General features: G+C 38.9%; 18 protein-coding genes. 5 read left to right on the plus strand and 13 right to left on the minus strand.

Translation table 11 applies throughout. From position 1 onward, the window contains the following. Positions 1-33: 33 nt before the first annotated feature. The gene (locus PZ638_RS11345) at positions 34-303 is read right to left on the minus strand and encodes a YcgL domain-containing protein (RefSeq protein ID WP_004254941.1); all 270 of its coding nucleotides are present in this window, start codon (positions 301-303) and stop codon (positions 34-36) included. Positions 304-432: 129 nt separating this feature from the next. Between PZ638_RS11345 and minC the strand changes: the two genes are divergently transcribed. The 3 genes from minC to minE are packed head-to-tail and all read left to right on the plus strand — an operon-like array spanning position 433 to position 2,258. Further along, positions 433-1,134, plus strand: a complete 702-nt coding sequence (gene minC, locus PZ638_RS11350) for a septum site-determining protein MinC (protein WP_094963083.1) — start codon at positions 433-435, stop codon at positions 1,132-1,134. A gap of 23 nt (positions 1,135-1,157) precedes the next feature. Then, positions 1,158-1,973 (plus strand): septum site-determining protein MinD, encoded by an 816-nt coding sequence (minD, locus tag PZ638_RS11355; RefSeq protein WP_004254944.1) that lies wholly within the window; start codon positions 1,158-1,160, stop codon positions 1,971-1,973. Between the two features lie 3 nt (positions 1,974-1,976). Beyond that, entirely contained in the window at positions 1,977-2,258 is a 282-nt protein-coding gene (gene minE / locus PZ638_RS11360) for a cell division topological specificity factor MinE (protein ID WP_004254951.1), read from the plus strand. Positions 2,259-2,383: 125 nt separating this feature from the next. On the opposite strand, the gene PZ638_RS11365 is transcribed toward minE, so the two are convergent. The 10 genes from PZ638_RS11365 to PZ638_RS11410 form a co-directional block, all read right to left on the minus strand. Beyond that, the gene (locus tag PZ638_RS11365; protein WP_094963084.1) at positions 2,384-3,157 is read right to left on the minus strand and encodes a TonB family protein; all 774 of its coding nucleotides are present in this window, start codon (positions 3,155-3,157) and stop codon (positions 2,384-2,386) included. A 65-nt stretch (positions 3,158-3,222) separates the two neighbouring features. Further along, positions 3,223-6,234, minus strand: a complete 3,012-nt coding sequence (locus PZ638_RS11370) for a TonB-dependent receptor domain-containing protein (protein WP_094963085.1) — start codon at positions 6,232-6,234, stop codon at positions 3,223-3,225. A gap of 18 nt (positions 6,235-6,252) precedes the next feature. Next, complete coding sequence (locus tag PZ638_RS11375) at positions 6,253-7,665, minus strand: surface lipoprotein assembly modifier (protein WP_094963086.1); 1,413 nt, start codon at positions 7,663-7,665, stop codon at positions 6,253-6,255. 87 nt (positions 7,666-7,752) lie between these two features. Next, positions 7,753-8,496, minus strand: coding sequence for a Slam-dependent surface lipoprotein (locus PZ638_RS11380; protein ID WP_094963087.1), 744 nt, complete (start codon positions 8,494-8,496; stop codon positions 7,753-7,755). Between the two features lie 442 nt (positions 8,497-8,938). Continuing rightward, entirely contained in the window at positions 8,939-10,060 is a 1,122-nt protein-coding gene (gene rnd, locus PZ638_RS11385; RefSeq protein ID WP_094963088.1) for a ribonuclease D, read from the minus strand. Between the two features lie 84 nt (positions 10,061-10,144). Further along, positions 10,145-11,833 (minus strand): long-chain-fatty-acid--CoA ligase FadD, encoded by a 1,689-nt coding sequence (gene fadD / locus PZ638_RS11390; protein WP_094963089.1) that lies wholly within the window; start codon positions 11,831-11,833, stop codon positions 10,145-10,147. A 488-nt stretch (positions 11,834-12,321) separates the two neighbouring features. After that, positions 12,322-12,816: an IS200/IS605 family transposase gene (gene tnpA, locus PZ638_RS11395; RefSeq protein WP_180312677.1), complete on the minus strand. Its 495-nt coding sequence runs from the start codon at positions 12,814-12,816 to the stop codon at positions 12,322-12,324. A gap of 157 nt (positions 12,817-12,973) precedes the next feature. Next, positions 12,974-13,570: a Slp family lipoprotein gene (locus tag PZ638_RS11400; protein ID WP_144139888.1), complete on the minus strand. Its 597-nt coding sequence runs from the start codon at positions 13,568-13,570 to the stop codon at positions 12,974-12,976. A gap of 245 nt (positions 13,571-13,815) precedes the next feature. Next, positions 13,816-14,514 (minus strand): tRNA (adenosine(37)-N6)-threonylcarbamoyltransferase complex dimerization subunit type 1 TsaB, encoded by a 699-nt coding sequence (gene tsaB / locus PZ638_RS11405; protein WP_096864866.1) that lies wholly within the window; start codon positions 14,512-14,514, stop codon positions 13,816-13,818. Between the two features lie 94 nt (positions 14,515-14,608). After that, positions 14,609-16,534, minus strand: a complete 1,926-nt coding sequence (locus PZ638_RS11410; protein WP_272674454.1) for a DNA repair helicase YoaA — start codon at positions 16,532-16,534, stop codon at positions 14,609-14,611. Between the two features lie 149 nt (positions 16,535-16,683). On the opposite strand from PZ638_RS11410, the gene PZ638_RS11415 reads away from it, so the two are divergent. Further along, on the plus strand, positions 16,684-17,031 hold the full coding sequence (locus tag PZ638_RS11415) for a RidA family protein (RefSeq protein ID WP_004254978.1): 348 nt from the start codon (positions 16,684-16,686) through the stop codon (positions 17,029-17,031). A 177-nt stretch (positions 17,032-17,208) separates the two neighbouring features. Here the strand turns inward: PZ638_RS11415 and mdtI are convergent, their stop codons facing one another. Then, positions 17,209-17,541: a multidrug/spermidine efflux SMR transporter subunit MdtI gene (gene mdtI, locus PZ638_RS11420; protein WP_004254980.1), complete on the minus strand. Its 333-nt coding sequence runs from the start codon at positions 17,539-17,541 to the stop codon at positions 17,209-17,211. A 1-nt stretch (position 17,542) separates the two neighbouring features. Next, positions 17,543-17,971, minus strand: coding sequence for a multidrug/spermidine efflux SMR transporter subunit MdtJ (mdtJ, locus tag PZ638_RS11425; RefSeq protein ID WP_004254982.1), 429 nt, complete (start codon positions 17,969-17,971; stop codon positions 17,543-17,545). A gap of 634 nt (positions 17,972-18,605) precedes the next feature. Between mdtJ and pdxK the strand changes: the two genes are divergently transcribed. Further along, positions 18,606-19,454 carry a pyridoxine/pyridoxal/pyridoxamine kinase gene (gene pdxK, locus PZ638_RS11430; protein WP_144139893.1) on the plus strand — a complete coding sequence of 283 codons (849 nt, stop codon included), beginning with the start codon at positions 18,606-18,608 and terminating at the stop codon, positions 19,452-19,454. Positions 19,455-19,556 lie beyond the last annotated feature (102 nt).

Below are 19,556 nucleotides of genomic sequence, written 5' to 3' on the forward strand. Positions count from 1 at the left end.
TGTTATTGCTTTTCAGGATTTTCTTAATTTGCTCTAGTTATTCAGTTCTTTGTGTTCTGAAAGCAAATTTTCCACCGGAGGTGGGAATTGTAGGTAATAACCAACCTCTATGAGATCAGATTTAACCTTTGCCAAGTCAGCATTGGCAAGCTTTTCACGCTTATCTAATGAGACGAGCATAGCAAATTGAGGTGTTCCAAATTGGGCTAATAATTCATCAGGAACACGTGAAAAATCATCTTTCTTCTCAATATAAAGATAAGTTTGGTCACGCTTAGGGCTTCTATAAATTGCACAAATCATTATATTTAACTCTTTTTCTTAGTTCATTAGCTTGCTTGAAGTATGCAGTAACTATAACATGCTATTGTTTTACAGAATATCTTCACCCGAGGATTGTTTCGGAAATTTTAATTTGCTGAGTCTGGATAGATGCCACAATCGCCAATAGAACTTAAAGGCAGCAGTTTTACTCTTTCAGTTATTCACTTATACAGTGAAGAGCCTAAACTCATCAAAAAATCGCTGCAAGATAAAGTAAATCAGGCTCCTGATTTCTTTAAAAATGCTCCTGTCGTGATTAACATCGCTGAATTATCCCCAAATGCAGATTTACAGAGTATTCATAAATCTGTTATTTCTGCGGGATTACGTATTGTTGGTATCAGTGGGTGCACTGACCCACAAATGCGACAAAAAGCAAACGATGCGGGTTTACCAATATTAAGCGAAGGTAAAAGCCAAAAACCTGTTGAAATTCAGCCTGAACCCCCGGCTGCTGTAGTTCAAGCTGAACCTTTATATCGTAAAACTCGTATTATCAATACCCCTGTTCGTTCTGGACAACGTATTTATGCACCAAATAGTGATCTGATCGTCACAAGCAATGTTAGTGCAGGTGCAGAACTATTAGCAGATGGTAATATCCATATTTATGGCGTGATGCGAGGCCGTGCATTAGCTGGAGCCTCCGGCGATATTGAAAGTCAGATTTATTGTACTCATTTGCAAGCTGAGCTGGTTTCAATTGCAGGTGAATATTGGCTGAGCGATCAAATCCCTGCTGAATTTCTCGCCAAAGCAGCTAAACTTTGTTTAGTTGATAACAAACTTAACATCGAATATTTAAATTAGACCTTATTTACAAGGAATTATTCATGGCACGCATAATTGTAGTGACTTCAGGTAAAGGTGGCGTTGGTAAAACCACTTCAAGCGCGGCCATAGCTACTGGCCTGGCACAAAAAGGGAACAAAACTGTAGTGATCGATTTTGATATCGGCCTACGTAACCTTGACCTTATCATGGGGTGTGAACGTCGAGTAGTCTATGACTTCGTAAACGTTATCCAAGGTGATGCAACCCTTAATCAGGCTTTAATCAAAGATAAGCGCACCGAGAATTTATTTATTTTACCTGCTTCGCAAACACGCGATAAAGACGCATTAACTCGTGAAGGCGTTGGCAAAATTCTTGACGAATTAAGTGACGATCTTGGTTTTGATTTTATTGTTTGTGATTCCCCCGCAGGTATTGAAAGTGGCGCCTTAATGGCACTATATTTTGCTGACGAAGCTATTATTACTACCAACCCAGAAGTTTCTTCTGTTCGCGACTCAGACCGTATTTTGGGTATTTTAGCGTCAAAATCACGCCGCGCAGAAAAAGGCGAAGCACCAATTAAAGAACACCTATTGCTAACACGCTATAACCCAGGCCGTGTAACGCGTGGTGATATGCTAAGCATGGAAGATGTTCTGGAAATTCTGCGTATTCCTTTGATCGGTGTTATTCCTGAAGACCAATCTGTACTGCGCTCTTCCAACCAAGGCGAACCCGTTATTCTGGATACAGAGTCTGATGCAGGCCAAGCCTATGATGATTGTGTTGCACGTATTTTAGGTGAAGATCGCCCTATCCGTTTCATTGAAGAAGAGAAAAAAGGTTTCTTAAAACGCCTATTTGGGGGGTAAATAATGGCTTTATTGGATTTCTTTCTGTCGAGAAAAAAAACGACAGCGAATATCGCAAAAGAGCGATTACAGATCATCGTTGCAGAACGCCGCCGTGGTGATAGCGAGCCCCCATATCTTGCAGATATGAAAAGAGATATTTTGCAGGTTATCTGTAAGTATGTCCAAGTTGACCCTGAGATGTTATCAGTGCAATTTGAGCAAAAAGGGGATGATATTTCTGTTCTTGAACTAAACGTTACGTTGCCAGAAGGTGACGACATAAAAACGACAACAGAAAAATAATTCGTGAAAGAAAGCCGCTGTCTAACTTTTGTTTCATGCAATAGCTTGCGGCTTACTTTTTATGATTTAGCCCAATTAATCAAATGGTTACATGATGATTTCGCTAAAGGAAAAACCTATTCCTTTTATAATTCAAATTTAATTTCCATTGTTATCAGTTTTTTTAAACCTTCTGGCGGTGCTCCTACTGAGCGGCTTTTCTGTACAGCTGATAACGCAGCTTGGTCGAGCGTATTATGTGTTGAGGAATTAACTATACGCACCATCGTAATTTCCCCTAATGAGGAAAGTTGAAAACTTACTTTTACAACTCCTTGGATATTGGTATTTCTCGCTTTTCTTGGGTAACGTTTATGTCGTTCAATTTCACTACGTAATTTATCAATATAGCTTTGATAAGTTGAATCTATTGCATTTCCTACCGAGGTCGTCCTTTGTGCTCCCTTCTGGCCTGCCGCATTAGATTGATTATCGTTTTTCCCCACATGCTGCTCTTGTTTTACATCATCATTTTTTTCACTTTTTTGTTGCGGCTCTTTCTGCTGAGTAACCTTTTTATTAGTTTGTTTTTCCTCTTTCTGTTTGATGACTTTTTTCTGATCATCAGAAATTTTATTTTCATCGCTATGTGAACTTTTTTTATTAGCAACTTTAATTACTGCATTTTCATTTTGTTGTGATTCAGCAAGTAAGCCCCCTGATAGCTTATTATTTAATATTGTATCGTTTGCTTGCTTTTCAATTACATTTTGCATCAATAAAACAGAAACAATAGCTGCTTGTATTGGTGTATAAATTTGTGCAGAACGTGTTTTTTCTATACTTAAACAATAAAAAACGATGCCAAAATGGAATAATAAAGAAACCATAACAGCAAAATTAAAACGTAAAGTAAGCATTTTAATATCCCTAACAACCCTTCGCCAATACTAAAATACAGCGGCATCAGCGAAGGGGATCCCTTTTAGAAGCGACTTGTTACATTGAAACGCACAGTCCTACCCGGTGCAGGCATCATACTGCGGGTTAATGGGTCTATATAATATTCATCAAATAAGTTTGTGGCTAATAATTCAAATGATAGGTCTTTATTAAACTGATAATTAACATAAGCATCAGCGGTAAAAACGGCATTCCAACTCATCGGGTCATTGTTTAATGGCGCATACTGGTTCGGGTATTTATCCATCATTTCCGCTTCATCTTCATTTTTTGCTTTGCTGTGATAACGCATGCGGCTACCCACTTCTAAACGTTCATCTAAGAAGCGCAAACCTAGGTTGGCATGAATGCTGTACTTAGGTTGCAATTGAGTACGCAAATAGCCGCCAGGGAACCCTGCTGTTGTACACTCTGAGCCACCAAATTGGTTATAGGGATCCATTACCATCAATGAAACTTCATCACAAACCTCATTTTTTAAGCGGTAATCCACACCTAAGTCACCGAATACCCAGCCATTATCATAACGCGCCAACAGTTCCAAACCGGCCGTGTTATGTTTATCAACCTGCGTAAAGACTAACCTGTAGTTCCTATCAAATGCGTTTGTAACAACCGTGTTATAGTAGTTTATGCGTAAATCAGCATGGTTTTCTGCCGCGACGAGACCTTGGAAATTACGCACATATCCCAGTTCTATCGTATGGCTGCGTTCTGGCAAATAAACCGGTGGCGTGTAATTCGGCTCTCTTCCCCCCGAAAAACCAATAGTGTCTTCAAAGATACTTGGCATCCTAACGGTTTCTAAATAACGCCCAAATATTCGATCGTTCTCTGTTAAATAAATTGTTGCCCCTAATGCCGGAGCCCAAGCTGATTCTTCATTTCTTTTTGGCGCTTTAAATTTTTGTTTATTGGAATACTTCACTTCATCATACCCGTTATTAGTAATATCTGCTTTTCGGTATTTTTTTGCTTTTAAGCCTGTTACGGGGTCAATTATTTCTTCTTTTAAATCAATCTCGCCATTATAGAATGGATTATTTTTTCGTATAAACCGGTTATTTTCATCCACCTTCCATTTTACTATATTGTTTCTTTCTGTAATTCTAAACTCAAATTTTTTTTTATTTACATCCATTCGATAGTGAGCATACATTAATGAATCTGCTTTCATATTTAGTGCTTTTCCGATAAAGATTCGCCTTTCATAAGATCTTTCTGCTGTATCTTTAAATGTCTTCCCTTTATCATCAACATACTCTTGTATGACTTGGTACTCTTTCTCACTTAACACACGAGAGAGTCGAAAATTTCTCGCCGTTATATGGCTATAAGGTGCATAATTTATATCTTTAGCCGCAATACGTCTCTCTTTTAATAAATCCCTTGACCAGTAGCTAATATATTGAGCCCCCGCATTCAGACTTAACCAATCAGTAGGCTGCCAATCAAAGCGAATAGTCCCATTATATTCTCGACGCTTACCTTCCCTTGGGATAGCTCGGAACATGTTACCCTTTGGGCTAGAGTCCGAATTAAAGATATCTTCACGGCTACCAATAGTTTCATCAATTAAGCTTCCCATTAAAGTCACTTTAAATTCAGGTGTAATTTGAAATTTATTGGATAATGAAACACCATAGCGATCGTTTAGTTGGTTTAATTTAATCCCATCAACTAAGGTGCCATTGATAGCAGGATTTTTAGCTACATTTTTATCTCGACCAAATTCATAATTCCAATCCCTTTCCACTGGTTCCCTAGGTTGGCCACCTGCGGTATTTGAGTTTAAATTAGTTTTTGTCAACCAATAGCCTAATCGAAAGTCAATCCAACCAATGGATTCGGGTTTGAACGAATAATTGGCGTAAAAAGTATTTAACGCCAAGTTAGCTAAAGGCCATTGTGGAATTTTTCCCTCTAAATCATGATAACGAATTTGCGATGGCATGATTTCGCCATAATGACTTGATGTATGCATATAACCAATGGATAAGTCCTGTGAATTAGGTAGCATTAAATTTAATTTAGCTAACCATGTCGACATTTCATTTGATGTATTCGCCACCTCTTTATTTGGCCCATAAATCCTAGCTACGAAGGGCATATATGGGTCTATCGCTTTATTTGAGTTATTAGGGTCATAAGTAATGATGTCGTCATAAAATTTACCCGCCCCTCGGCGCCCAGCAAAATAATTACCTTGGTTGCGATAGCTGTATGCTAGCATCAAATCAAACTTTTCTTGCCGTGTCCCAACGGCAATACGCGCTGCGTTATCTTGCAGATTAAAGAAATTAGCGTTACCTTTACTGCGAGGATCAACAAGCATTTCGTGATCTTTAAAATAAATCCCACGAAACTTCTGCATGTCTAACGTATTCAATAGCCGCTTATCATCACGGTAATCTATACCGTGGCTTAATTGATTAACCCTCGGTTTTGTCGAGTTACTCGATGTTTCTAATTTAATATCAAAACCAAACTTGTCGTATTTATCCACAACGTCATCAATGCCTAGCGTTGTTATAGCAACTCCTCCCCCCGTCGATGTACGCACATTGCGGTCTAGCGTTGCACTTTTCATTACCTTAATGCTACTAATCATATTCGGGTCGATATAATTACGATTATTCGCCCCATTATAACCACGCCAAACAGTGATAGCTTGCTCTGTACCGTCTACAGTCACCGGGACACGCCCTTGCCCCTGTATACCCCGAACATTGGGGTCTATTGCCCCGCTATTACGGGCATCTCCACTATATACCCCTACCGCATGGTTAATAGTGTCTGCGGGGTTAGTACCTTTATAACGATCAATTTCTTCTTTACTAATGTAAATATTTGATTCATCTTTATCATATTGGTCATCCGCCCCTTTTCTATCACGCTCTTTGATTGTGGCCGCTTTATCATTTACCACAATAGAACCGATGTTTTCACTTTGTTGTGCATAGACTAAGTTTGTAATATTGCCAATAGATAACCCTGTTGCGATATTAATGGCTATCACTGTTTTGATTTTCATTATCTGTTCCGGTGAAAATTAAAATTTCTTGGTGAAATTGACACCGACTTCACTTTGCTTAAAAGAATAAATAATATCTGCAGTACTTTTATTCACTTGGCTATTAAAATAAATAGAAGGCGTAAAAGTTAATATTTTATTTTTATCAAATGTTAATTGGGTATTTAAATACCCATTATGATCTTTTCTTTTTACATTCAAAAATGCATCAAACTGTTCAAAATTTGTTTGCTTATAACCTATCGCAACAAGTAGATCACACAGTTCGGTTACTTTTAGAAAACCCGCCCTAACCCCATACTGTACATAGCTATCACTATCGTATTGCTTTTTTCTATTGGCTCCATAAAAACTGCCAAAAACCATTAATCGAGGGTTCATTAAATAGGTACCAGTAACTGAATAAACCCATTTATCGCCGTTATTAAAACTATACTTATAAGGGTAAGTTTTATTTTTATATTCAATATTACCTAACAAGGTTACTCGATGATTTAACATGTATTCTGTCGCTATTTTTCCTCCTAGGCTTAAATTATAGTATTGGTTATCGTGCCATTTAGCCTCAAGGGTGGGCTGTATATGGAACGTTGTATTCGCGTTATCAAATTGATACCCCCCAGTAACATATATATTCGTTTTTCTAGCCGTGACTGTTTTCATTGGCTCCACCCCAACCACACCTAATGAGAGTACCGTTGAGTGGTTTCCTACTAGAGGAAAACGCTTTGATAGTTTAGTATAATAATGCCACTTTCCACCAGCGATAGACTGGTTACTACTATTCATACATTTACTACGAAAACAGTACATCTCACGGCTATTTGATGCTTCATTTAAATTAAAATCATAACTTGAGCCTAACTTAATCGTACCTTGCCAACGATTTTTATTTTCTAAATCTATTATTTGACTTTTAATAAATTTAGTTAACCCATTTGATATTCTTTCTTTATATTTAACTTTGATATTTTGATATATTGATAATGCTGATTCATAGTGCTTAACATAAGTCAGTGCTTGTGCAAGTTTTAACTCAACCAATAACATATTAGGCTTGTGAATTAAAATCTCATTATATAGGCTAATTGCTAAATCATACTGTTTATTTAAAACTGCCCTTTCTGAATGAATATATTTAACCAATTCTTTATCGTGGTCTTTATGGTCAACGTAATTACCAATAATTTCATTTATTTTGTCAAAATCTTGTCTCTGAATGAGATCATAAAGAATAAAACCAAGTTCGTCGATATTTTTTTCACTATATTTAACATTATTTATTTCTGATTGATGTTTTTTGTTACTATAATCTTTTAAATTACCGATAACTCCTCCTTTTAGCTCTTGAGCTGACAATACCGAAGGGAGAGAAAAAAGTAATAATAAACTCAAATATATTAAATGTGTTTTTTTATTAAAAAATAACATGATTAGGCTACCATTTTAATGACAAAAATAAAAAAGTAGACAAAATCACTTTTGCCTACTTTTTTTAGCTAATTATATGTTCAGTAATTATTCGTCTTTCTGGCCACCAAATGCCGTGTCTAACTCACGGTTATTCTCATAAGAGAGAATACCTGCCACTTGTTCTGCATTATCACCAAAGAGTTGCCCCATACTATCACCTTGGTGTATTCCATTGGCAATGGCAGTACCACTAAATTTACCGTCTTCTTCAATAGCCCCTTCCATGGAGTGGCTATTTACTCCTTCTAATGCACCTGTATATGATTTATCCGCGAAGTCAGCATTAAACCAACCTGCCTGTTTTTCTTCACCTGCAAACTGGTTAATACCCGCTATAGTATAAGTTGCTTGGCCACTGGTTGGCACTTCTGTCGTTGCATTCTCACCAGAGAAATAAACCGTGTGCATTGCATCATCAGTTTCCCCAGTTTGTGACCAATCACCGAAATATACCTCGGCATCTGCAACCTGGCTAAATTGGAACTTACCCATTCCACCGTGCGGGCTACCGCCACTTTCCAAAACATACACGTTGTTTGGTTTTTGCGTGACTAAGTTTTTTAAGCCTGAAAACGATATCATCATTCCCCCCATTTTATGTCGAGAACCGATACCCGGTGCACCAATACTACCACCGTGTGGCCCCATGGTTGATTGGGTTTTACCAACAATAATGTTTGTTAGGCCATCACTATAATCTAAACTCTGTTTTGATTCCGTTTCTGCCATAACACCAACAGAAAATATAGACAAAGATACTGCGACTGTAATTAGTGATAATTTTTTCATTTATTCATCCTCTTCAATAGAAGTTTGAATTAGATTGGTTTATTAACGAAACACATTAAATAAAAGATTATTCTTTCCTTTAATGTTCGAGATTCAGTATATGAAAATGATTTTTATTTACAAATGTAAGGGATATAATTCAATCTTTTATTATTAAACCATAAAAATAAAATAACCTTTTATTTTTTAACTGGTTAATTAAAGACCCTATAATGGATAGTTTTATTTATTGCGTTTTACATTAAAGATTAATTGAATTTTTAAGAGTAATTACAAATTTTGAGTTAAAATAAGATAAATATACCCATAAATATATGTGACGTATATTTTTATAAGTTTATTGAATGGATAGTAAATAAAAATGAAGATAAGATTGAGGATTATAAATAAGCTAAGCTATTTAAATAAGGTACAAGAAACTCTCTTCTTGTACCTTAATATATTACCCGTTTGCTAATAACTTTGTAATGGGCTCGGCGAGTAATCGCCCTCTCCACCCCGACAACAGCTCAGGAGGTGTAACCGAAGATTTTAACCCCCAATGAATCGACAGTAATTGGTTAATTTGCCGCCTAGAAGCCAATAGTTCTGCATTAAATTTTTCATTTTCAGCAATATCTTTGACCACCGCTTTAATTTCTTTAAATAAGCTTTTGTATTGGCTCTGTTCAGTAATATTCGCTACAGGTGTTGGGTATTCACTTTCTTCAAGTTGCTTTGCTTGCTCGACAATGGCTAACAAGCGCTTGCCATGGCAACGAATCTCCTGCCCAGTTAAGCCAAGTGCATCAAGTTCACCCAGAGAGCTCGGTAAATAACGAGCCACTTTCCACAGGTGCTCTTCTTTTACTACAAAGTTAACAGCCATATCGCGGGCTTTAGCTTGGTTTAAACGCCATTCGGCTAATAATTGCAAACAAGCGAGCTGTTCATCACGTAGCTGCCATGCATTATGGATATTCATGTAGGCTTTTTCTGGCTTTAAGGCTTTTTGCCGACGAGCCACAACACGTTGACACTCATCTTTGGCATCTTCCAAGTAGCCCGCTTCAGTCACTTTTTCCATTAGAATTTCAGCTAATGGCAGCAAATACAGCACATCTGCGGCTGCATAATCGCATTGTTTTTCGCTCAGAGGACGCGCAAGCCAGTCTGTTCGTGATTCACTTTTGTCTAGTTCAATACCTAAATGTTCAGCAACCAATGATGCAAAACCACAAGAAATTGGATAACCTAAAAATGCCGCCACAACTTGCGTGTCGATCATCGGCTCAGGGACACAATCAAAATCATGCATAAACACTTCTAAGTCTTCACTACCTGCATGTAAAAATTTAAGTTGCTCAGGATTCGTTAAAAGTGCTTTGAACGGGCTAAAATCCGTCATTAATAATGGGTCAATTAACGAAACTTGCTTTCCATCATATAGCTGTAGCAAACCTAGCTGTGGGTAATATGTTCGGGTACGAACAAACTCGGTATCCAAAGCGAGCCATGGTGCATTACCCGCCTCTTGGCATACTTGGGCTAATTCGCTATCTGTAGTTACTAAACGATAATTCAAAACAAGTTTCTCTTTGTTATTTTCATCACAATGACGCCGGCTAAAACCGGCGTCATCTATTCATAGTTCAAGACTAAACCACAATCATACTTGTGATTTTTCTCTTTGCAATTTTTCTTCATCACGTAGGTCTTTACGTAAAATTTTACCCACGTTAGATTTTGGTAATTCATCACGAAATTCAAATATCTTAGGGACTTTATACGCGGTTAATGAACGGCGGCAAAAGGTTTTTAGCTCATCACCCGTTAAATTCGCATTTTTCGTTACAACGAAAACTTTAACCGCTTCGCCTGTACTTTCACTAGGTACACCAATTGCAGCGCATTCTATCACGTCCGGATGTGCAGAAATGACATCTTCAATTTCATTTGGATAGACGTTAAAACCTGAAACGATGATCATATCTTTTTTACGATCAACAATACGAATATACCCTTCGCTATCAATTTCAGCGATATCCCCTGTCGCTAACCAACCATCCACTATCGTATCAGCAGTGGAATCAGGGCGGTTCCAATACCCTTTCATGACTTGCGGGCCTTTTACCCACATTTCACCAGGCTCACCAATAGCGACTTCGTTGCCGTTATCATCAAGAAATTTAACATCTGTTGATGGAACAGGTAAACCAATACTTCCGCTATAACTGGTTAAATTATAAGGGTTACCTGTAACTAGTGGCGCACATTCCGTTAACCCATACCCTTCGAGTAAATGTTTCCCTGTCAGCTTCTGCCATTTTTCTGCAACGGCTTTTTGAACGGGCATTCCGCCTCCAACTGAAAGGCGTAAACGTGAAAAATCCAACTTTTTGAACTCTTCATTATGCAGCCACGCATTAAATAACGTGTTAACACCAGTAATTGACGTAACGGGATAACGTCCTAGTTGTTTTACGGTGTCAGGTACATCTCTAGGGTTGGTAATCAATAAGTTAACGCCCCCTACAGTGATAAACAGTAAGCAGTTTACTGTCAATGCAAAAACATGGTACAGCGGTAAAGCGGTGACAACAAATTCAGCACCAAATTTCAGTACAGGCCCGTAAGCTGCCCTTGCCTGCTCAATATTTGCTAACATATTGCGATGAGTTAACATCGCCCCTTTAGCAACACCGGTGGTTCCACCTGTATATTGCAAAAAGGCCAAGTCATCACCAGTAATGTTAGGTTTAATATATTGCATACGATAGCCATAATGCATGGCACGGCGAAAGGAGATGGCGTCTGGTAAGTTATATTTAGGGACTAAACGTTTTACATATTTGACAACAAAATCAACAATCGTGGCTTTAGGACGTGAAAGCTGGTCACCCATACGAGTTAAAATGACGTGTTTCACTTTGGTATTGAAAACAATTTTTTCCAGTGTATGTGCAAAATTCGACACAATTACAATTGCGGTTGCACCGCTATCATTCAATTGGTGCTCTAGTTCTCTCGGGGTATAAAGTGGGTTGACGTTGACTACCACCATACCTGCTCGCAATATCCCAAACAGGGCAATCGGATACTGTAATAGGTTTGGCATCATTAATGCGACACGATCCCCTTTTTTAAGACCAAGTCCATTTTGTAAGTAGGCGGCAAAAGCGCGACTTCTCTCTTCAAGTTTCCGATAAGTCATCACTGCTCCCATATTAATGAATGCAGGTTGGTCGGCAAATTGAGAGACCGCATCTTCAAGTAACTCTGCTAGAGAAGCGAAGCTATCAGGATTGATTTCTTCCGGCACATCAGCAGGGTAATTTTTTAGCCAGATTTTTTCCAAAATGTTACTCCTGAATTTAGTGAAGTTATTATACTCAACATCTCTTTTAACAAATTATTAACTCAGCGTACCAGTTTGAAAAACAGACAATGTCAAGGTTGAGAGGTCTATCACTAAATAAATTTTGTTCCTTCAAGAAAAAACTAGGCGGACTAAGCCGCCTAGTTTGTCTTAAATTCGTTAAACAGATGTAAATCTGTACAAGATTGCCTGATTATACATGATTTTACGCTATTTTTGGAAAGGTTATCTCGCACTTAAGAAGGGATTTAATCTATTACATTAACCGAAGTCACTTTTGCTGGGATTAAATTTTAGCTAATACTTTTATTAAACACTCTTATTTATTAGCTCTTATTTAGATAATCTTTTTATGGAAAATAAATATCCTCCGGCATAGCCGGAGGTTTTTAATATGCGCCTATAAGGCTTTGTTACCAGCCGCGCCCTAACAGGCGCATAACGGCCCTGACATTTGCATCTATGGATTACTTACGGCCCGTAAACGGGCTGCCCGGATAGGGGATCGACAATTGCTCTCCCAATTTATCCTGTTCTAACTGATGTTTTATATATTCTTGTATTCGTTTCGTATTCTTTCCTACCGTATCAACATAGTACCCTCTGCACCAAAACTCTCTATTTCGATATTTAAACTTTAAATCCCCAAATTGCTCATAAAGCATTAGGCTACTTTTTCCTTTTAAATACCCCATAAAGCTCGAAACACTCATCTTGGGTGGGATTTCTAGAAGCATGTGTATATGGTCAACACAACATTCTGCCTCCACTATCCTGACATTTTTCCACTCACACAATTTCCTTAAAATACTACCTATCGCCCTACGTTTTTCACCGTAGAAAACTTGCCTTCTATACTTTGGGGCAAAAACAATGTGATATTTACAATTCCATCGTGTATGCGCTAAGCTCTTTTCGTCCCCATTGGGACCCCCTTTTGATTTTTTGTTTGACTCTTGCAGTTGCCAGACCGCAAGGTGTTTTAACAAATCAAAAGGGGTTTTAATATCTTATTCAAAGCTGAAAGCTTTACGGAACCCCCAGCCTAGCTGGGGGTTTTCTATGCACAACAAAAAGGCCCCGCAATAATCGGGGCCTTTAAATAAAAAAAAATAATCGTTATTCTGTTAGATAAGTTTGTACAGGTACTGGGCCTCCTGGATAACCGTACCCATAACCCCATGGGTGGTTATAAAAATACGGGTCGCCATAATAACCATAACCCCAAGGGCCAGACGGCGGGATCATAACACTTTGTGCGACATTCCAGCGTTGGAAACCTGTTACATCTAACGTGACATACTTATAAGGAACTTGCCCTACTTTCCCTTGCTGTTCCCCCGTGATTTTCCCCACCACAGTGATATAACGGTTAGTAAAATCACTTGGCTCACGAAAACCATTTAAGTACGCATAAATGCGGCCAATTGAAGGGGAATTAAGCTCTGGTGCTGCATCATATTTATTCAATGCCATCACCGCAATTTCTAAACGTGTTCTTGCTGCTTCGTTTTCAACTGCAAGGACTTTCCCACCAAAACGCGCCTCTTGGCCAATATACATTTCAGGAGCATTTTGTACCGATGTTAAGTTATCTGTTGGGTTTTGAACCGAGCCTTGAATTGAAGCAGGTATTGAAACACACCCTGTCAGCGCTAATACGCTTGCAATAAAAAGACCTTTAAGTGCATTACGGCAGTTTAATTCAATATTCATAGACCACCTCCGATTAGCGATATTATAAATTCAGGTAATACAATTTTAAATAGCATTTAGTAAACAAAACACGATATGTTAAAAGTAGCCATAAGAATTATCTTACCACCTAATAATATCCTAAATTATTGAATGATTCGATTTGTATTTTTATTATTCAATATTTGATTTGTTTTGTGTGTAATATAAAAAATTGGCCATATCACCTGATATAGCCAATTCAACATCAATTAATTTTCTGTGTATTATTCACGACCAGGCAATTTTTTCCATGTAACTTCATTACGCAGGTAAGTAGGTTCAACATTTTCAACGGCAACCACTTTTCCCTGTTGCCATAATTGAGCAGCAATGGGTAACATATCTTGCGCATCAGGCAGCGTAATATGACTGTTAGCTAATGTAATTGATGCATTCAACAATGAGGGATATGCCTCCCACCCAGTACCTGCATAACCCCACAGCCCTGAAAGCCCTGTCACTTTGCTCTTAAAATCGTCGGGAAGTAGAACTGCTTCAGTTTCTTCACCTAACCATTGGCCTGCGGATGTTCGCTGATATTGGGCACAATAGATTTCTGACATCCGTGCATCAATAGCCACTAATACCTGATGATGCCCCATTATACGAAAGGCGCCTTCAGCAAGTGTCATTAAAGAGGAAACGCCAATCATGGGCAAATTAGCCCCTAGTGCTAACCCTTGTGCAATACCAACACCAATACGAACCCCCGTAAAACTACCAGGACCACGCCCGAAAGCCAATGCATCTAACTGGTTCAACCCCATCCCAGCTTCTGCAAGAACTTCCTCAACCATCGGTAAAATTTTTTGTGTGTGCTCTCGAGGAGAAATCGCGAAACGCGAAATAATGTCACCTTCACACCAAAGTGCGACTGAACAGGCTTCTGTTGCTGTATCAACAGCAAGAATACGACTCGACATGCCTAAACTCCGGCAAATTAATAGTTTCTGATTAAAAGATGCCGATTATATTAACATAAACGGCCGTAGGAATAGCAGAAAAACAAGGTGGGATTTACCTCACTCTATTAACTTCTTGCCTTTTCTCTTCAAGAAATGCAATTGCTTTTTGTATACTTCTTGTTCGTGGTGATGGCGGAAGGCTACGTAAAAAAACCTCACCATAAGGGCGAGTCACTAAACGGTTATCACAAATAACGATGACACCATAATCACTAGTGTCTCGAATTAGCCGCCCTACACCTTGCTTTAAAGTAATAACTGCATCTGGTAATTGGACATCCGAGAATGGATCTCCACCCCGTAATTCACAATCTTCGATGCGCGCTCTTAATAGCGGGTCATCAGGGGCAGTAAATGGGAGTTTATCGATAATGACACAAGTTAATTCATCACCTCGCACATCAACCCCCTCCCAAAAGCTACTAGTGGCAACTAAAACAGCATTCCCCGCAGCAATAAACTGAGATAACAGTTTGTTTTTACTGCTTTCCCCTTGCATTAGAACCGGTAATGTCAATGAAGATTTAAATTCCTCGGCCAATTCACGCATCATCAGGTGTGATGTACATAAAAAGAAGCAACGTCCCTGATTTTTTTCAATCATAGGTCGTAGCATGGTTGCCAATTTTTGTGCGAGGCCTCGTTGATTGAGTTCGGGTAAAAAACGCGGAACACATAATAAAGTTTGGCTTTGATAATCAAATGGGCTGGCTAATAATAGCGTTTTTGCCATGGCTAGACCTAAACGGTCAGTGAAGTGACTTAGTTTTTCATTTACCGACAAAGTTGCTGATGTAAATACCCAACTGGCTGGCGTACTTGCGATCATTTCGCTGAATTTATCTGCAACCGTTAATGGCGTTAGTGCCAGTAAAAAATGGCGACCATAACTTTCAAACCAATAGCTGTAGCCTGCAATTGTCACATCTTTTAAACGGTTCAAACGATTTCGGTAAATAGTAACACGCTCAAAAATAGAGTCTAAGCTCTGTGAACGGCCCAAAGTGGTTTTGATCACTTCATAACAAAGTTCAAGAGAATCATCAAGTAATGTCAATGCCCTTTGTACTTCAGGGCGCTTTAGTAAATCACGTAAATTGCCACGAAAACTGTTTTCCCCCAAATTGAGCCGGAAATCTAGCGTACTTTGAGTGAGCCTATCTGCACTTTTTTGCAGTTGCACTTGGTCTTTTAACTCAGTTCGATAGGCCATAATCATATCACGTGCCAGATCAAGCAATTGGCGACTACTTAGTTGCTGACCAAAATATTGGCTGGCTATATCAGGAATTTGGTGCGCTTCATCAAAAATCATGACCTCTGCTTGGGGAATTAATTCTCCAAAACCTGTATCTTTCACGACTCTATCAGCCATAAATAAATGGTGATTCACAACGACAATATCCGCTTCTAAAGCTTTACGTCGTGCTTTTAAGACAAAACATTCTTGATAACGTGGGCAATCACTTCCAAGACAATTATCATTGGTGCTAGTCACTAACGGCCAAACAGGGCTGTCCTCCGCAATATCATGACAAGTGCTCGTATCACCTAGCTCAGATTCAATGGACCAACTGCGTAACCTCACAACAGCGGACAATATTTCCGGCTCAAGACTACCACCACCAAGGGATTGTTGGTCTAATCGCTCTAAACATAAATAATTCGAACGCCCTTTTAATAACGCGGTCCGTCCAGTGTAATTCATCGCATCAATAATTGTCGGTAAGTCTCGGTGATACAGTTGATCTTGTAAGGCTTTTGATCCCGTTGAAACAATGACTTTTTTTCCACTACGCAATGCAGGAACTAAATAAGCATATGTTTTTCCTGTTCCAGTACCCGCTTCCGCCACCAGCACATGCTGCTGCTCAATCGACTCGGTTACTGCATTCGACATCGTAACTTGTGCTTCTCGAGGCTGAAAACCAGGAATTGTTCTGGCTAAAAAGCCATCCGCAGAAAAATCGTCGTGCACTACATGACCTATTTATTAGGAATAATGAGGGCACACTTTACCATGAGTTTCTTAACCCTGCTTAGGTAATTATTACTTCGTTGAACAACTGATTTTCATCCAGCCTGCAAACTGTTATTCTTGAGCCACATGTATAATAAGGAATAATTATGACTATCAAACGTATTGACCCTGATAATCGTTGGTCTGAAGCTGTCATTCACAATAATGTAATTTACTACACCAGTGTTCCTGAAAACCTTGACGCTGATATTGTTGCTCAAACAGCAAACACGCTCGCGGCAATTGATGTCATGCTTGAACGTGTTGGTTCAGACAAAAGTAAAATTCTTGATGCCACCATTTTTCTTGCTGATAAAGCCGATTTTGCTGGTATGAACCAAGCATGGGATGCATGGGTTGTTGCTGGAAGCGCACCTGTCCGTTGTACTGTCCAAGCATTACTGATGAAGCCAGAATATAAAGTTGAAATTAAGATTGTTGCAGCAATTGATTGATTAAACAGGTTTTGCTTTGCATAAAAATGGGCGCCAATTATTAGCGCCCATCCATGCTCTAAATAGTTTGTGATGTCGCTAGGCGGCAAGTGAGTTAATCCCTTGGGGCATACATAAGTATGTGACTAGGGTTAACGAATGTAGCCAACAACGCGACACTGCAAAATATGACGAGCATTACGACATCTTGATGAGAACCATTCCTAGTAGCAATAACACAATCCCTCCCCAGCCTTTATAATTTAGCCGTTGATTGAAAAGTATCCAACCTGCTGCTACTGTCGCGATAATCCCGAATGCTCCCCATAATGCATAGGCAATTGAAAGTTCGATTCCTTTTACTGCTTGCGCTAATGCACTGAAAGCTCCGAGTACCGCAATTAGAGAAAGAATACCTATCCAGTATCGTTTAAACCCATTCGACATTTTTAACAAAATGTTGGCTGCGATTTCTAATATGACTGCTAGGATCAAAAACGCAGCATGCCACCATTCAAAATGACTGGCCATATTACGCCTCCGACTTAGCTTCGCGTCCAACTAAAGCATTTGTTTTGGCTGCATTGACCGCGTTTTGTGTAACTTGTTTTACTTTTTGTGCAGATTGACGAACGGTGGTTTTCTTGGTGCCTGATTTAATCAGTCCAATACCGGTGATAAGTAATACTAACCCCCCAATTTTCATCGGTGATAGCGTTTCTCCAAACCACATGACACTAAATGTTGTGATAAAAAGGATACCGATACCTTCCCATAGTGCATAGGCGACACCTAATGCCACTTTTTTAACTGCAACAGCAAGTAAAATGTATGATGTTGCTATCATCACATACATCACGACCATACCAGTAAAATCACCACTGACGCTGGCATGTTTCATTGATAGTGTACCGATAACTTCAGTTACGATAGCTAATACTAAAAATATCCAGTAAATCATTATAATATCTCTCTATATACAGCCACGTAATAGCCTATTTTTTGTACAGATAAAAAATACAGATTACTATTGCGTAGTTGTTGAAAATTCAAATAAATAACAACGTGTTGCTGAGTTTATTCAGCGAAATGAATAATCGAGAGAGACGCTATAATGCACCACACCAGTAGTGTTCACTGGAAAGGATAGCTGAAAGGAAAAGCCTGTGTGTCGTTCTTTTTTGGGACTTGCTGATCTTGCCGCTAGTTGAGCTAAGCATGATATCTTATTCTTTTCATCAGGTAGACATCTACCCAATTTACTCCGAACCCTCATGTTGATAGTTAATTTCAGTTTGTTTTTAACATGCCAAATTTATTAAGTCAATGAATATAAACATTTTTTGCATTGAATAAAAATATGCATAACTATTCATTAATATGCTAATCAACCCTTGAGCTATCAACTATTGCGCGAATAAACAAGCGATGATGATAAATTTTTCACTGGAATTATTTTATAAAAAAATCTCTTTTTTCCACTTTTCATGCTCTCGTCACGCCTTAACTAAGCTATTCGATTTTTAGCATTGACAACCTGATTGAACAAGCTTCTTATAGTAGCTATATGATTGTAATATGCCGAAGAGAGAGCCATGAACGCCTTTAGCCTTACCTCCAATAGTTTCCAAAATTCCGCTGATGCAACGCCATTACCTTATGATGTTATTTCAATTCAGTCACAAGTTATTTATGGCAGTGTTGGAAATAGCATTGCCGTTCCAGCCTTGACAGAACAAGGTTTACGTGTTGCGGCAGTACCTACTGTAGTACTTAGTAATACGCCTCACTATACAACTTGTTATGGTGGTGAGTTGCCTGGTGAGTGGTTTCGTGGTTATTTAAACGGTTTTGTTGAGCGGGGTAGCTTAAATTCTGTGAGAGCTATTTTGACTGGTTATCTAGGTTCCCCAGAAAAAGCCCAAGACTTAGCAAACTGGTTAACTCTAGTTCGTAAAGAAAGAACGGCACTACCGGTTATTGTTGACCCAGTCATGGGAGATGAAGACAGCGGTTTTTATATTCCACCCGAAATTGCCGAGGTATACCGCGATAAAGTCATTCCTTTAGCTACAGGTATTATTCCAAACAAATTCGAGCTCATGACGTTAAGTGGCAAACAAGTCCATAACTTGGATGATGCTACGGCTGCAGCCCGTAGCTTATTAAAGGGAAATACACAGTGGGTAATCATCACAAGTGCTTTCCAGCCTGATGACGACAACATTGAAGTCGTTTGTGTTACCCAAGATAACGTGACCGTAATCCGCCACAAACGTTACCCTGTCACACCAAAAGGAACGGGGGATTTATTTGGTGCTGAACTCACCGCTCAGTTATTAGCGGGACTATCCGTTCCTGATGCCGCTAAAATGGCATGTTTACGCATCGAGCAAGCGATTATCCATATGGCAGCGACAGGACGTAGCGAATTAATCCTTTAATATCCTATGTAGCCATACCTAACAATATGATAAACAAAGATAAATGGCGGGATTACCCCGCCATTTTAGTCAATATACTACCTAATATTTCAAATATTGATA

The sequence above is a fragment of the Providencia hangzhouensis genome (assembly GCF_029193595.2).
GTDB classification, from domain to species: Bacteria; Pseudomonadota; Gammaproteobacteria; order Enterobacterales; family Enterobacteriaceae; genus Providencia; species Providencia hangzhouensis.

What these genes read in the sequence shown, in the direction of transcription:
- PZ638_RS11345 (WP_004254941.1), bottom strand. Translation starts at nt 303, where the DNA reads ATGATTTGTGCAATTTATAGAAGCCCTAAGCGTGACCAAACTTATCTT.
- minC (WP_094963083.1), top strand. Translation starts at nt 433, where the DNA reads ATGCCACAATCGCCAATAGAACTTAAAGGCAGCAGTTTTACTCTTTCA.
- minD (WP_004254944.1), top strand. Translation starts at nt 1,158, where the DNA reads ATGGCACGCATAATTGTAGTGACTTCAGGTAAAGGTGGCGTTGGTAAA.
- minE (WP_004254951.1), top strand. Translation starts at nt 1,977, where the DNA reads ATGGCTTTATTGGATTTCTTTCTGTCGAGAAAAAAAACGACAGCGAAT.
- PZ638_RS11365 (WP_094963084.1), bottom strand. Translation starts at nt 3,157, where the DNA reads ATGCTTACTTTACGTTTTAATTTTGCTGTTATGGTTTCTTTATTATTC.
- PZ638_RS11370 (WP_094963085.1), bottom strand. Translation starts at nt 6,234, where the DNA reads ATGAAAATCAAAACAGTGATAGCCATTAATATCGCAACAGGGTTATCT.
- PZ638_RS11375 (WP_094963086.1), bottom strand. Translation starts at nt 7,665, where the DNA reads ATGTTATTTTTTAATAAAAAAACACATTTAATATATTTGAGTTTATTA.
- PZ638_RS11380 (WP_094963087.1), bottom strand. Translation starts at nt 8,496, where the DNA reads ATGAAAAAATTATCACTAATTACAGTCGCAGTATCTTTGTCTATATTT.
- PZ638_RS11400 (WP_144139888.1), bottom strand. Translation starts at nt 13,570, where the DNA reads ATGAATATTGAATTAAACTGCCGTAATGCACTTAAAGGTCTTTTTATT.
- tsaB (WP_096864866.1), bottom strand. Translation starts at nt 14,514, where the DNA reads ATGTCGAGTCGTATTCTTGCTGTTGATACAGCAACAGAAGCCTGTTCA.
- PZ638_RS11415 (WP_004254978.1), top strand. Translation starts at nt 16,684, where the DNA reads ATGACTATCAAACGTATTGACCCTGATAATCGTTGGTCTGAAGCTGTC.
- mdtI (WP_004254980.1), bottom strand. Translation starts at nt 17,541, where the DNA reads ATGGCCAGTCATTTTGAATGGTGGCATGCTGCGTTTTTGATCCTAGCA.
- mdtJ (WP_004254982.1), bottom strand. Translation starts at nt 17,971, where the DNA reads ATGATTTACTGGATATTTTTAGTATTAGCTATCGTAACTGAAGTTATC.
- pdxK (WP_144139893.1), top strand. Translation starts at nt 18,606, where the DNA reads ATGAACGCCTTTAGCCTTACCTCCAATAGTTTCCAAAATTCCGCTGAT.